This window comes from Pseudomonas sp. MF6755 (assembly GCF_016405635.1).
Classification (GTDB): domain Bacteria; phylum Pseudomonadota; class Gammaproteobacteria; order Pseudomonadales; family Pseudomonadaceae; genus Aquipseudomonas; species Aquipseudomonas haemolytica.
In genome coordinates this window covers 481,273-494,347 of record NZ_JAEKDA010000001.1, presented here as the reverse complement: position 1 = coordinate 494,347, position 13,075 = coordinate 481,273, and the positions used below count along the sequence as shown (strand labels likewise).

Here is a 13,075-nt window from a genome sequence, read left to right as displayed (position 1 = left end):
GGTTTTGGCGGCGGCGGGGCTTCGGGTGGCTGGTAATGACAATAACGAGAAAAGAGCATCTACAACCATGGCATTACTGACTGAACACGAGCAACGCCAAGTCGCCGAAGCCATCGCCCGGGTCGAGAAAACCACCGACGCGGAGTTGGTGACGGTGCTGGCGGCGCGGGCCGACGACTACGCCTATATCCCGTTGCTGTGGGCGAGCTTGATCGCGTTGGTGGTGCCGGGCGTGGTGCATTATTTGTCGGGCTACCTGACCATGTACACCTTGCTGTTGGCGCAATGGGCGACGTTTATTCTGTTGTGCCTGGTGTTCCGTTTGCCCAAGGTCACCACGCGGCTGATCCCGCGTTCGGTGCGTCATTGGCGCGCGTCCAACCTGGCGCGCCGGCAGTTCCTGGAGCAAAACCTGCACCACACCGTGGGCAGCACCGGCGTGCTGATTTTTGTCAGCGAGGCGGAGCGCTATGTGGAAATTCTGGTGGATGACGGGATTTCCAGACACCTGGATGACAGCAGTTGGGATGCCATCGTCCAGGCGTTTACCCAGCAGGTGAAACAGGGGCAGACGCTGGCCGGGTTCATTGCATGCGTTGAAGCCTGTGGCGAGTTGCTCAAGGTGCACGTGCCGGTGACGCAGACGCGTAATGAGTTGCCCAATCGCCTGGTTGTACTCGAATAACCCGGCTAACGCAGTTCCCAATGTGGGAGGGGGCTTGCTCCCGATGGCGGTGCACCAGTCAATGAATCTGTTGGCTGACACACTGCAATCGGGAGCAAGCCCCCTCCCACATTTGGATCTACTGTGGCTGCTGGAACTGACCGTTGATCAAATAACCCCGTGCCCTGAGCCCCTATCCCCCCTAAAATGCCCGGCATTCTTTACCCGAGGCGTTTTTGTTCATGTCCGTCACCGCTCAACCTGCCCGCCCTGCGCCGGATCATCACGCTCAGTTCATCGAACTGCTCAGCACTAGCCTGGCGCAGAACGCTTTTATCAAGCTGGTGCTGGCCAAGTACGTGGGCGATGAAGCCGAGTTGCAACGGCTGATCATCAAGCAGATTGAGGTCAAGGAGCAGGCGTGCCTGTCCTTCGTCTATCGCTACAAGACCCGCGACATCACCAAGAACTTCCCCTTGGCCGACGGCGTGGCTGCGATTGCCGAGTTGTTGCCGGCGTCGTTCAAGAACGCGCACTTGCTGTCGCTGACCGACGAAGCCCAGCTGGAATACAGCAAGAAGAACAAAAGCTCGCTGTTCAAAAGCAAACCGCAGCAACTGCGTGAGGCTCCGTCGGCCGAGCATAACCGTGAGAAAAACCGCTTCCTTGACCTGAGCCGACCATTCCTCGCCGACCTGGGCGTGACCGACGCCAAGCAGGCGCTGATCCCGTCGATGTCGCGCAAGTGGAAGCAGATCAACAAGTTCATCGAAGTGTTCAGCCATGCGCTGACGTCGTCGCCATTGAAGCTCGACCAACCGGTGCGCGTCGCTGATTTCGGGTCGGGCAAGGGCTACCTGACCTTCGCCATCCACGATTACCTGCGCAATACCCTCAAGGCCGAGGGCGAGGTCACTGGCGTTGAATTGCGCGAAGACATGGTCACCTTATGCAACAGCGCCGCCGCACGCCTGGAACACCCGGGGCTGGTGTTCAAATGCGGGGATGTGCGCAGCGTGGCACCGAGTGAACTGGACGTGATGATCGCCCTGCATGCCTGCGACATCGCCACTGACTACGCGATCCACACCGGTATCCGTTCCGGCGCGTCGATCATCATGTGCTCGCCGTGCTGTCACAAGCAGATTCGCCTGCAGATCCAGAGCCCGGCGCTGCTCAAGCCGATGCTGCAATACGGCCTGCACTTGGGCCAGCAGGCGGAAATGGTCACCGACAGCCTGCGTGCGTTGTTCCTTGAAGCCTGTGGCTATGAGACCAAGGTGTTCGAGTTCATTTCGTTGGAGCACACCAACAAGAACAAGATGATTCTTGCGGTCAAGCGTGCGGAGCCGGTGGACAACGCGCAACTGTTGGCGAAAATCCAGGAACTCAAGGCGTTCTACCACATCAGCGAACACTGCCTGGAAACCTTGCTGCGTGCCGATGGGCTATTGAACTGAGCACAGAGCCCTTGTGGGAGCGGGCTTGCTCGCGAATGCGCAGTATCAGTCAATAAATTCGGCGACTGACCCACCGCATTCGCGAGCAAGCCCGCTCCCACATTTAGACTGTGTGCACCTTGGCAATAGGTGCTGGCTGCACTGCCGTCTTGCGCCCCAGCATCACGGTGACAATCACTCCACAGGCAAACAACCAGGTAATCGGCTCGATATGCTCACCAAAGAACAACGCCGAAAACGCGATGGTGAAGAAGATCTGTAGCAGCTGAATCTGGCTGACTCGCGCAATCCCGCCCATGGCCAGCCCGGCATACCAGGCGAAGAACCCCAGGAATTGCGAGAACAACGACACGTAGCCAAACGCCCACCAGGTGCTCATGGAGATCGGCCCGTGATGCTGCGCCGCCAGGTAGGCCACCGGCCCGATCAACACTGGCGTTGACAGCACCAGCGCCCAACAGATCACCTGCCAGCCGCCCATTTCCTTGGCCAGTCGACCGCCTTCGGCATAGCCCAGGCCGCCCACGGCAATCGCGCCGAGCATCAGCAAATCCCCTGCTTGAATACTGCCGGCACCGGTAATCAGCGCGTAGCTCAACACCAAACCACTGCCCAGCGCCGCGCAGGCCCAGAAGGCTTTCGACGGCCGCTCATGGGACAACCATGCCGCATACAGCGCCACGCACAGCGGTTGCAGGCCGTTGACCAGGGCGCCGTGGGACGCTGGCAAGGTTTGCATGGCCCAGGCCGACAGCACCGGGAAACCGAGGATCACCCCGGCGATCACCAAACACAGACCGCGTACCTGGCGCCAGGTGGGCCAGCGTTCGCGGCGCCACAACAACAGGGCTGCAGCCGGGATTGCCGCGAACAAGGCTCGCCCCAAACCGTTGAGCAACGGGTGGATTTCCTGCACCACGATGCGCGTGAAAGGCAGGGTGAGGCTGAAGATGATGACGCCCAGCAGGCCGAGGGCCATGCCGGTATTTTCGCGCGAGCTCATGGGGTGGGACCGGAATCAAGAGGGCTTCAAGGGAAGCCCATCTAGCCACACGTCCCGCCGTTTGCGGGCCTACAGCTGGGTGCGGATTTATCCGTACAGTTTTAGAAGAACCGCGTCACGCTGATCTTCGCATCGCGCCCCTTGGTGTAGGCGCGGTCGCCGCTCAACGCCGGGCGGAAGTTGTTGTTGAACAGGTTGTCGACAGTGAAGTTCACCTCGGTGCCTTTGAGGTAAGCCTGCTGCGGTTTCCATTTGGCGAACAGGCCCTGGGTGTTGTAGCGCTTGTTGCCGTACTGGTTGTAGAACGCATCGCCGAGACTTGAACCGGGGCCACCGGAGTATTTGTCGCTGGGCAGGCGGTCGGTAGCGCCGATGAATTGGCCCATCCAGCCTACTTGGGCATCCCAGGCCGGAATGTTGGTACCCAGTACCAGCACCCATTTGGTCGGCGGGATATCCCGCGCCGCCACATCCGGGCCCCAAGGGTTGGTGTAGGCGCCTTGGTGCTGGCCTTTGGCATAGGCGAACGACACTGAACCAAACAGGTAGGTGGAGTTATAGATCGACTCCAGCTCGACGCCCTTGATGGTCATGCCACCGATATTGCGGTAGTTGGACATCGGCCCCGGCGGGCAGGCGGACGGGATGGTGCCGCCGTTGATAGCCTGGTTCTGGCAGCCGACGCCGGTGGCTTTGAAGATTTCGTCTTCGACCTTGTTGTGGAACAGGGTGGTGCGCAGTTGCAGATTGTCGTCCTGGGCGATCAGGTTGTCGAAGCTGGTGATGTTGCCCAGGGTGATCGAGGTGATGCGTTCCGGGTCCAGGTCCACACTGGTGGCGGTACGGCTGCCCACACCTTGCACTTCGTATTGTTCGTCGATCACCGGTGCGCGCCAGGTCTGGCTCCAGTTGGCGAACAGCCCGACATTCGGCGTCACGGTCCAGAACAGCGCCAGGCGTGGCGACCAACCGGTGTAGGTGCGGTCGCTGTAGTCGTGGCCAACTTTGGGATCGGGGTTGTTGTAGTAGGGCGCATCGTTGCCTTCGCCGCGGTTGCGCACATGGTCATAGCGCAGCGACGGAGTGATGGTCACGTCGCCAAGGGTCACCGCGTCCTGGATAAAGAAGCTATTAGTGTCGACCTTGCCGTGGGGCATGAAGCCCGGCTGGAAGTGCCCGTAGTTGTAGCGCTGGGTGTTATAGGCGGTGCCGGGCATCCACATTTCGGTTTCGCGGATGTGCTTGCGGATTTGCCCGCCGACGGTCACGGCGTGCTGCAAGGGGCCGGTGTCGAACAAGCTGACGTTGCGGATGTCGAGGTTCTTGTCGGTATAGGACGTATCCATCTTGCGCCCGCCGGTGGCCAACTGGAAAAACGCAGTGGCGTCACGCTCGTCGGTCTGCTCGGTGTTGGACTGGGAATACTTGATGGTCAAGTCCACCAGCGGGTTGTTCAGGGGCTGGTATTCATACTTGCCCGACCAGGTGGTGTCGACCGTGTCACGGTGGGCCAGGAAACGCTTCAACGCGCCTTCGTAGCCGTAGCGGTCGATGTTGAACTGGCTGGGCGGCGCCGGGTAGCTCGCGGCGGAAAATGGCGTCCAGCGGTTGCTGTGGGAGCGCGAGTACGACAGGCCCGCACTGTGCTCATCGGTGAAATGCGCGTTGACCTTGAACAGCTTACCGTCCACATCCTGGGCGCTGTTGGGCAGGCGCTGGGGGTTGATCGGGTACTCGTTATTGTCGTTGGGCAACTTGGCGGCTACCTTCATATCGCCGCCGTCGCGTTGGGTGAGGTAGGCCAGGGCGTCGAAGCGCCCATCGTCGGTACGGCCATAGACGGCACCGCTGTAAACCTGCTCATGGTCATTGCTGGAGTAGCCATATTTGAGCATCGCGCCGCTGTTGCGACCGTCCTTGAGCAGGTCCGGGGCGTCCTTGGTGACCATGTTGACCGTGCCACCGAAGCCGCCATTGCCGGTGAATGGTGAGTTTGGGCCTTTCTCCACTTCGATGCTCTTGATCAGCTCAGGCTCGATAAACACCGTGCCTTGCTGATAGCGCTCAAAGCCGCTCTTGGAGGCGCCGTCGACGGTCATCGGTACGTCTTCTGCATCGCCGAAACCACGAATGTTGATGGTCTGGCCGCCGGGTTTCAACGAGCCGCCCTGGCTGACGCCGGGCAGGGTCTGCAACAGGCTTGGGATGTTGTTGGACTGGTAGCGGTCGATGTCGGTCTGGGTCAGGGTGGAGCGGTTGACGGTGCTGGAGTTCACTTCGTTACCGGTGCCGATCACGCTCAACGTGTCCAGCTGGATCGCGCCACTGTGAGTGGTCTTGCCCTCATCCGGGCGCACGACATAGGTGCTGCCGACCTTGATCAGGGTGAACTCGCCGTTTTTCAGCAGGGTGCGAATCGCCACTTCCGGGGTGTAGTCACCGTTGAGAGCCGGCGCCTGCAGGTTCTTGAGCAGGCTTTCATCGAACAGCAGCTGGATTTTCGCCTGTTGTGCCACTTGGCTCAGGGACGTTGCCAGCGACTGGGCCGGCAGTTGCAGCTTGAACGACTCGGCCTGGGCGCCGAGGCTGAAGGCCAGGCAGGTAGCGATGAGCGTCGGTCGAAGAAACAGGTGCGAAGCGTGGCAAGGCGCGCGAAACATGAAATCCCCCGGAGCGGCTAAATAGCCAAAAAGGTGTGCGTATCAAACGCAGACAGGAGGAAGACGGGGCAGGCAAAAAAAACCACACATGCGAATGCAAAATATTCTCATGTGTGGTTTTTGCAGGCTATTTGCTTGGCTCGATTCTCACGATGCCATCGGCCGATACCATGGTTTTCACCGGCAATAGCGCGGGCAGGGCATTGAGCAGGGCGTCCGGGTCATTCACGTCAAGGTTGCCCGACACCTTGAGCTGCGCAATGGCCTTGTTGACCTGCAACGGCGCCTGGGGGCGGTACAGACTCAATTCGTCGATCAGGCTGGCCAGCTCGCGATTGCGAAACGACAAATGCCCGCTGCGCCAATCAGCCACTTCTTCAGCGCTGAGGGTTTGCTGTTGCAAGGTGCCCTTGGCGTAGTTGTAAGCGGCGCGTTGCCGGGCGCCGAGCAGCATGACGGGGGTTTTGCCATCCGGCTCGAATGCCACCTGGCCATGGGCAACACTGACCACCAGTTGCTGGGGGCCACGACGTACATCAAAACCGGTGCCCACCACCCGTACGCTCGATTCGCCAGCTTGCACATAGAGTGGGCGTTCCTTGTCGGCGGCCACCTCGATATACAGCTGGCCTTTGTCCAGATGCAGAATGCGTTGATGGGCGCTGAAGTCCACGCGGATGTGGGTGTTGGCATTCACATACAAGGTGCTGCCATCGGGCAGGTTCAATGTGCGCATGCCCTTGGCATGGGTAGCGACCTGGGTGTGATACAGCTCGCGGGGCGCGCCGATATGCGTGGCCAGCACAGCGCAGAGCAGGGCGGCGGCTACCGCCAGGGCAGGGCGCCAGAGGGGCGGCTTGCGCTTGGGCAGTGGCACGGGTTTGTTCAGTTGCTGCAATTGGCCTAGGTCGGCCCATAGCTGTTCGAATTCGGCATAGGCGCGCGCGTGCGCAGGTACCGCTTGCCAGGCGGCAAAGGCTTTGCGGTCGGCACGGCTTGCGTCGTTACGGTTGCGTGCAAACCAGCTGGCGGCTTGGGCATCGATGGAGTCGCTCGTTTCGATGTCCAGCGCGTCGGTGTCGCTCAGGCGGTTCATTCTGGCTGCTCCGTGCCGGGGTCGGGTTGAAGGCGTCGCTTGCAATGCAGCAGGGCAAAGGCGATGTGCTTTTCTACCATGCTGGTCGAAATGCCCATGCGCTCGGCGATCTGCGCCTGGCTCAAGCCTTCGAAGCGGTGCAGCATAAGGGCTTCTCGCCGGCGGGGCGAGAGTTCGGCGACGACTTCTTTCAATTGTTCCAGGCGTTGCAGGCGAAGGGCGGCGGCCATGGGGTCGTTCTGCTCGTCGGTGACCGGCTCGGCATCCATTTCGGACTGATCGGGGTGGACGGTCTGTCGTACCTTCTGTTTGCGCCAGTGATCGCGCAGCAGGTTGCGCGCCATCTGGAACAGAAACGCCCGTGGCTGCTCGACCTTGGCCCGGTCGCGGTAGCCCAGCCATTGGGTAAAGACATCCTGGGTCATGTCCGCCGCGTCGCTGGCGTTGTCCGTGCGTTTACGCAGGAAATACAGAATATCTGCATAAAACCCGCGACAGGCATCGGCCGACGACGGGTCGGGCTTGGGACGAGACATGGATATCCTTCTTGACGAAGCACGACATGGAAAAGTCGCGAATGATATCGAGAATTATTGTCATTTGTCTCTATTTAAAGGCTGTACTCAATTCAAATGTGGGAGGGAGCAAGTCGAATCGTCGCACCGCCCCTCCCACAGGGGAGCTGATTTCAATTCAGTAGCGTTTTCAATTGTCCAATACCTGCCTCACCCAGCGGGAACACCGGCAGGCGCGGATTACCCACCTCCAACCCGGTCAAGCGCAACCCGGCCTTGATCGTCGCCGGTAACCCGCCCTTGAGGATGAATTGCAGCAAAGGCAGTTGGCGATAGAACAGCTCACGCGCCTTGTTCAAGTCATTGGCCTGCACTGCGTGATACAGGTCTAGGTTGAGCTGCGGGATCAGGTTCGGCGCTGCAGTACACCAGCCTTTGGCACCGGCCGCGAAGGCTTCCAGGGCCAGCGGGTTGCAACCGTTGTAGAACGGCACGTCACTCTGGAGTTTCAGCTGGTGCATGCGCTGGATATCGCCGGTGCTCTCCTTGACCATGGTCACGTTGTCGACCTGCTTGAGGATGCGCAGGATAAGCTCCACCGACATATCGGTACCGCTGGTGGCCGGGTTGTTGTAGAGCATGATCGGCACGCCGATGCTGTCGCCAATCGCGGCGTAGTGGGCGAGGATTTCCGCTTCACTGAGCTTCCAGTAAGAGGCGGGCAGCACCATCACCACATCGGCGCCATGGGCTTCGGCATAGCGTGCCCGGCGAACGGCCTTGGCGGTGGTCAGGTCGGACACACTGACAATGGTTGGCACCCGTTTGGCGACTTTCTCGAGGCTGTAGGCGCTGACTTCGTCCCACTCGGTATCGCTCAGGTAGGCGCCTTCGCCGGTACTGCCCAAAGGTGCGATGGCGTGTACGCCGCTGTCGATCAAGCGATCGATGGAGCGCCCGAGGGCATCGAGGTCAACGTGTTGGCCGTCAGCGCTGAACGGAGTGATGGTGTAGCCGATGATGCCGTGAATAGTTGGGTTGGACATGGGAAAACTCCGGTCGAAAAAGGGGCAATCAGTTCAGGCAATCGGCGTGCTTGCGCAGGTTTTGCCGGGCGTAATAGTTGAACGCGGCACCGTGGCGCTTGGGCTTGGAGATCCAGTCATGGGCCTCGCGCCCCAGTTCCGGCAGGATCGGCTTGACGGTGCCCGCGGCCATCGCCAGCAACTGCAACTTGGCCGCTCGTTCGATCAGTTGCGCAATGACACAGGCTTCTTCGATGCTGGCACCCGTGGACAACTGGCCGTGGTGCGAGAGCAGGATCGCGCGCTTGTCGCCCAGGGCCGTGGTGATGATTTCCCCTTCTTCATTGCCCACCGGCACGCCGGGCCAGGCTTCCAGGAACGCGCAGTCTTCGTACAGCGGGCAGAGGTCCATGTGCGACACCTGCAGCGGCACTTCCAGCATCGACAGCGCGGCAATGTGCGTCGGGTGCGTATGGATGATGCAGTTTACATCCGGCCGGCCACGGTACACCCAGGTGTGAAAACGGTTGGCCGGGTTGGGAATGCCATGGCCTTCCAGCACTTCAAGGTCTTCGTTGACCAGCAGCAGGTTGCTGGCGGTAATTTCGTCAAAACCCAGGCCCAGTTGTTGGGTGTAGTAGGTGCCAGGGGTTGGCCCGCGTGCGGTGATCTGCCCGGCCAGGCCGGAGTCGTGGCCATGCTCGAACAGGATTCGGCAGGTCAGTGCCAGCTTTTGGCGGTCGGTCCACGTATTATCTGCCAAGTTGTTTTGCATCTGGCTCAGGGCTTGCTTGACCAGTTGGTCTTTTGGGAGTGCTAATGTCTTGGCCATATCGGTGTCCTTTGGGTGGTTCAATGGACGTCGGATTTGCTGCTCGCCCGCTGCTCGCAAGGTCGTTGGGTGAATGCAAATGACACTAAACATGCTATATGACACATTGTGTCATTGGCAAGCATGGCTCATCGCTTTCTGCATGGATTAACCGCAGCAAATGTCTATCCGTTTGAAATTATTGAGAAAAAAACTTGGCGTAACCCTGGAGGCACTGGCCGAAAAGTCCGGGATGACCAAGAGTTACCTGTCGAAAGTCGAACGCGGGCTCAACACGCCCTCCATCGCCGCTGCGCTGAAACTGGCCAAGGCGTTGAACGTGAAGGTTGAAGAGTTGTTCAGCGAAGACAGCGTCAGCCTTGACAGCTACAGCCTGGTGCGCAGCCATGAACGTCCCGACACCGCGCCGGGTTACGCGGTGCTCGCCCATCAAGTCAGCGAGCGCAGCCTGCTGCCGTTCATTATCTACCCGCCGGCGGAGTTCACTGACAAGACCTTCAAGGAGCATTTGGGCGAGGAGTTTTTGTTCGTGCATGAAGGCCAGGTGGAAGTGGACTTCATGAACGAGCGAGTGCTGCTGGAGCGTGGCGACGCGCTGCACTTCAACGCACAGAAACCTCATCGGATTCGCTCGGTGGGAGAGGTGCAGGCGCAGTTGCTGGTGGTGGTGCACAGCTCTGAGGAGTAACGCTTGTCGCAACCTGAAATGCAGTCAGTGTGGGAGGGAGCAAGCCCCCTCCCACAGTTGATCTTCTTTGTTCAGTAGATCAGTGTTCGACCGGCACTGACAGCGCCGGGTTACCCAGCGGATGCGTGCGCGCCGCGAAGAATTTCAGCTGCGCTCCAGTACCTTCAAACAACTCCGAATACCGCCGCTTCTGCTGACGGATAAAACCATCGCTGCGCCCCGAAACCGAGATCGCCAGCGTGCTGATGCTCGCCTGGCGAATCGCATCCACCAGGTGCTTGTCCTGCGGCCCCAAGTCATGGCCGAAGATGCACAGTGCGCCTTCATGGCTCAGCAGTTGCTCATAACAGAACGACAGGTAATCCGAACTGCGGATGCTCTTGAGCTTCTCTTCCACCTTGCCTTCACTGACGAACAGCGGCACATCGTCCAGGGTCTTGATCGTGTTGTTGATCGCAAAACTGCTGAGCAAAGTGCTGTCGGTGGATGGTAGTTTGCGTGCCGTGCCGTCAAGGTTGCGCACCAGGTGCAGGCCGCCGTGCAGGTAGAGGATGCGCGTGGTGTCTGCGTGGGTATTGCGCAGGTCGAAGCTGGCGTCGGCGCTGCGGAACAGGTCATCAATGCCCGGTGTGTGCAGGATCGCCCAGTAGTTGAGCAAGTCGTAGTTGCTGGTGAATACCGTGGCGTAGTTCGCCAACTCACGGTTGATGGTCGCCAGCGTCGTCGGCTGCACCAGACGCCAGGGAATATGCACCGTGTGGATGGTGTTGATCAGCGCTTCCTTGATCGCGTAGTAACGGTTACGCGGCGCCGCCGAACTGACCGCCAGGGCCTTGTTGACCCGACTGGTGGTTTTCAAGGCGCCCAGGGCTTGCTCGAAGCTGCGGGTTTGCAAGGCGTCAAATACGCTGAGTTCGGATTGGCTCAGGGGTTTTTCTTCAACGGTACGCGCATTTTCAAACAGCGAGTCGTAGGCAAAGTCTTCCCAAATCGTACGGCTGGCGCCGTTGCCGATCAGAATCCCACTGAAGTCGAGGGCAGCGCCCAGGGCGCTCCAGTCTTCAAGGTGGGCGTCAATATCCTGGAAATCCTTCATTGCGGCGGGTCTACTCGAAATCGGCTGGGTGGTGACTCTATCACGAGCTGGCGTTGATCCTGATCAAGATGCGCCACGCGGTACGGGTTGATTCTGTCGGCATAACGCCTCTGAGGATTGACCATGAGCAGCACGTTCTTCATCCCCGCCGTCAACATCATGGGCATCGACTGCCTCGACGAAGCCATGACCGCCATTCGCAACTACGGCTTTCGCAAAGCATTGATCGTTACCGACGTCGGGCTGGCCAAAACCGGCATGGCCAGCATGATCGCCGAGAAGCTGGCGATGCAGGACATCGACTCGGTGATCTACGACGGCGCCAAGCCCAACCCTACGGTGGAAAACGTCGAGAAAGGCCTGGCGTTGCTGCAACAGAGTGCCTGCGATTTCGTGGTATCCCTGGGCGGCGGTTCGCCCCATGACTGCGCCAAGGGTATCGCCCTGTGCGCCACCAACGGCGGGCGTATCGGCGACTACGAAGGTGTCGATCAGTCGAGCAAGCCGCAATTGCCGCTGGTGGCTATCAACACCACCGCCGGCACCGCCAGCGAGATGACGCGGTTCTGCATCATCACCGACGAAACCCGCCACGTAAAAATGGCAATTGTTGACCGCAACGTCACGCCGCTGCTGTCGGTCAACGACCCGGCGCTGATGGTTGGCATGCCCAAGGGCCTCACTGCCGCCACCGGCATGGATGCGTTGACCCACGCCATCGAAGCCTATGTATCCACCGCCGCCACGCCGATCACCGACGCCTGCGCGATCAAGGCGATCGAGCTGATCAGCGCCAACCTGCGCCTGGCGGTGCGCGACGGCAGTGACATGGCCGCCCGGGAAAACATGGCCTACGCGCAGTTCCTCGCGGGCATGGCCTTCAACAACGCGTCCCTGGGTTTTGTACATGCCATGGCCCATCAATTGGGCGGCTTGTACGACTTGCCCCATGGCGTATGCAACGCAGTGTTGTTGCCCCACGTACAAAGCTTCAATGCCAGTGTCAGCGCCAAGCGCCTGAGCGACGTGGCCCGCGCCCTTGGTGCGGACATCAAGGGTATTACTGCAGAAGAGGGCGCCCAGGCAGCCATCGCGGCGATCCGCGGGCTGTCCCAGGACGTGGACATCCCAGCAGGCTTGCGTGAACTCGGCGCCAAGTTGCAGGACATTCCGCTGCTGGCTACCAATGCGCTGAAGGATGCATGTGGGCTGACCAATCCGCGGCGGGCGGATCAGCGTCAGATAGAGGAGATTTTTCGTAGCGCGTTTTGAGAGGGGCAGCCTTGAGCGGCAAGCGTTAAGCTACACGCCGAATGCGTTCAACTTGAGCAAGCCTGCGGCTTGCCGCTGAGGTTCCCTAATGAGAGTTCTGTTATTCGGCGCCACCGGCATGGTCGGCCAGGGCGTGCTGCGCGAGTGCCTGCTGGCGGCTGATGTGCAGGAAGTCGTCGCCGTCGGCCGCACGCCCTTGACCCAGGAACACGGCAAGCTGCACCAGGTGCTGCACAGCGACATGCTGGATTTCCAACCCCTGGAAAACCTGCTGCAAGGTTTTGATGCGTGTTTCTTTTGCCTGGGTGTTTCGTCGGCGGGCATGAAGGAAGCCCGGTACACCCACCTCACCTATGACCTGACCCTGGTCGCGGCCAGCACCCTGGCGCGGCTTAATCCGCAGATGACGTTTATCTATGTGTCCGGCGCCGGCACGGACAGTTCCGAGGTGGGCAAGTCGATGTGGGCGCGGGTCAAGGGCAAGACGGAAAATGCCTTGCTGCGCCTGCCATTCAAGGCGGTGTACCTGTTCCGCCCGGGGATCATCCAGCCGTTGCATGGCGTACGTTCGAAAACGCCGTTGTACCGATCTTTCTACAGCGTGCTCGGGCCGTTGCTCTCGTTTGTGCGGCGGATAAAACCGGGTTGGGTGGTGAGCACCGAGACCGTCGGCCGGGCGATGTTGCAGGCCGCGAGCCAGGGCGCGCCGCAGCCGGTGGTGGAGCAGGCCGAGATCAATCGCCTGGCCGCTGAGCGTCGCTGAT

12 protein-coding genes are annotated in these 13,075 nt (G+C 60.1%); 5 read left to right on the top strand and 7 right to left on the bottom strand.

Annotated features, from left to right (window positions below; translation table 11 throughout):
* Positions 1-67: 67 nt before the first annotated feature.
* Together JFT66_RS02370 and JFT66_RS02365 are read left to right on the top strand one after the other, a co-directional pair.
* Positions 68-685, top strand: coding sequence for a TPM domain-containing protein (locus tag JFT66_RS02370; RefSeq protein ID WP_034118561.1), 618 nt, complete (start codon positions 68-70; stop codon positions 683-685).
* Between the two features lie 221 nt (positions 686-906).
* Positions 907-2,124: a class I SAM-dependent methyltransferase gene (locus JFT66_RS02365; RefSeq protein WP_153837670.1), complete on the top strand. Its 1,218-nt coding sequence runs from the start codon at positions 907-909 to the stop codon at positions 2,122-2,124.
* A 103-nt stretch (positions 2,125-2,227) separates the two neighbouring features.
* Here JFT66_RS02365 and JFT66_RS02360 read toward each other — a convergent pair whose 3' ends face one another.
* From JFT66_RS02360 to JFT66_RS02335, 6 genes are all read right to left on the bottom strand, one after another.
* A complete protein-coding gene (locus tag JFT66_RS02360) occupies positions 2,228-3,127 on the bottom strand; it encodes a DMT family transporter (protein ID WP_034118563.1) in 900 nt (299 codons plus the stop codon).
* Between the two features lie 101 nt (positions 3,128-3,228).
* Positions 3,229-5,787 carry a TonB-dependent receptor gene (locus JFT66_RS02355; RefSeq protein WP_034118564.1) on the bottom strand — a complete coding sequence of 853 codons (2,559 nt, stop codon included), beginning with the start codon at positions 5,785-5,787 and terminating at the stop codon, positions 3,229-3,231.
* Between the two features lie 127 nt (positions 5,788-5,914).
* Positions 5,915-6,883 carry a FecR family protein gene (locus tag JFT66_RS02350; protein ID WP_198858680.1) on the bottom strand — a complete coding sequence of 323 codons (969 nt, stop codon included), beginning with the start codon at positions 6,881-6,883 and terminating at the stop codon, positions 5,915-5,917.
* Entirely contained in the window at positions 6,880-7,419 is a 540-nt protein-coding gene (locus tag JFT66_RS02345) for an RNA polymerase sigma factor (RefSeq protein WP_034118566.1), read from the bottom strand. Before JFT66_RS02345 ends, JFT66_RS02350 begins: the two co-directional genes overlap by 4 nt.
* A gap of 152 nt (positions 7,420-7,571) precedes the next feature.
* Entirely contained in the window at positions 7,572-8,444 is an 873-nt protein-coding gene (locus JFT66_RS02340; RefSeq protein WP_198858679.1) for a dihydrodipicolinate synthase family protein, read from the bottom strand.
* Positions 8,445-8,472: 28 nt separating this feature from the next.
* Complete coding sequence (locus JFT66_RS02335; RefSeq protein WP_034118568.1) at positions 8,473-9,255, bottom strand: aldolase; 783 nt, start codon at positions 9,253-9,255, stop codon at positions 8,473-8,475.
* A 160-nt stretch (positions 9,256-9,415) separates the two neighbouring features.
* Here JFT66_RS02335 and JFT66_RS02330 point away from each other — a divergent pair, with 160 nt between their 5' ends.
* On the top strand, positions 9,416-9,943 hold the full coding sequence (locus JFT66_RS02330) for a helix-turn-helix domain-containing protein (RefSeq protein ID WP_034118569.1): 528 nt from the start codon (positions 9,416-9,418) through the stop codon (positions 9,941-9,943).
* Positions 9,944-10,022: 79 nt separating this feature from the next.
* On the opposite strand, the gene JFT66_RS02325 is transcribed toward JFT66_RS02330, so the two are convergent.
* Complete coding sequence (locus JFT66_RS02325) at positions 10,023-11,039, bottom strand: DUF4917 family protein (protein WP_198858678.1); 1,017 nt, start codon at positions 11,037-11,039, stop codon at positions 10,023-10,025.
* Between the two features lie 123 nt (positions 11,040-11,162).
* Here JFT66_RS02325 and yiaY point away from each other — a divergent pair, with 123 nt between their 5' ends.
* Together yiaY and JFT66_RS02315 are read left to right on the top strand one after the other, a co-directional pair.
* A complete protein-coding gene (gene yiaY, locus JFT66_RS02320; protein WP_034118571.1) occupies positions 11,163-12,311 on the top strand; it encodes an L-threonine dehydrogenase in 1,149 nt (382 codons plus the stop codon).
* Between the two features lie 88 nt (positions 12,312-12,399).
* Positions 12,400-13,074, top strand: a complete 675-nt coding sequence (locus tag JFT66_RS02315; protein ID WP_198858677.1) for an NAD(P)H-binding protein — start codon at positions 12,400-12,402, stop codon at positions 13,072-13,074.
* The last annotated feature ends 1 nt before the right edge of the window (position 13,075 follow it).

What these genes read in the sequence shown, in the direction of transcription:
- JFT66_RS02370 (WP_034118561.1), top strand. Translation starts at nt 68, where the DNA reads ATGGCATTACTGACTGAACACGAGCAACGCCAAGTCGCCGAAGCCATC.
- JFT66_RS02365 (WP_153837670.1), top strand. Translation starts at nt 907, where the DNA reads ATGTCCGTCACCGCTCAACCTGCCCGCCCTGCGCCGGATCATCACGCT.
- JFT66_RS02360 (WP_034118563.1), bottom strand. Translation starts at nt 3,127, where the DNA reads ATGAGCTCGCGCGAAAATACCGGCATGGCCCTCGGCCTGCTGGGCGTC.
- JFT66_RS02355 (WP_034118564.1), bottom strand. Translation starts at nt 5,787, where the DNA reads ATGTTTCGCGCGCCTTGCCACGCTTCGCACCTGTTTCTTCGACCGACG.
- JFT66_RS02350 (WP_198858680.1), bottom strand. Translation starts at nt 6,883, where the DNA reads ATGAACCGCCTGAGCGACACCGACGCGCTGGACATCGAAACGAGCGAC.
- JFT66_RS02345 (WP_034118566.1), bottom strand. Translation starts at nt 7,419, where the DNA reads ATGTCTCGTCCCAAGCCCGACCCGTCGTCGGCCGATGCCTGTCGCGGG.
- JFT66_RS02340 (WP_198858679.1), bottom strand. Translation starts at nt 8,444, where the DNA reads ATGTCCAACCCAACTATTCACGGCATCATCGGCTACACCATCACTCCG.
- JFT66_RS02335 (WP_034118568.1), bottom strand. Translation starts at nt 9,255, where the DNA reads ATGGCCAAGACATTAGCACTCCCAAAAGACCAACTGGTCAAGCAAGCC.
- JFT66_RS02330 (WP_034118569.1), top strand. Translation starts at nt 9,416, where the DNA reads ATGTCTATCCGTTTGAAATTATTGAGAAAAAAACTTGGCGTAACCCTG.
- JFT66_RS02325 (WP_198858678.1), bottom strand. Translation starts at nt 11,039, where the DNA reads ATGAAGGATTTCCAGGATATTGACGCCCACCTTGAAGACTGGAGCGCC.
- yiaY (WP_034118571.1), top strand. Translation starts at nt 11,163, where the DNA reads ATGAGCAGCACGTTCTTCATCCCCGCCGTCAACATCATGGGCATCGAC.
- JFT66_RS02315 (WP_198858677.1), top strand. Translation starts at nt 12,400, where the DNA reads ATGAGAGTTCTGTTATTCGGCGCCACCGGCATGGTCGGCCAGGGCGTG.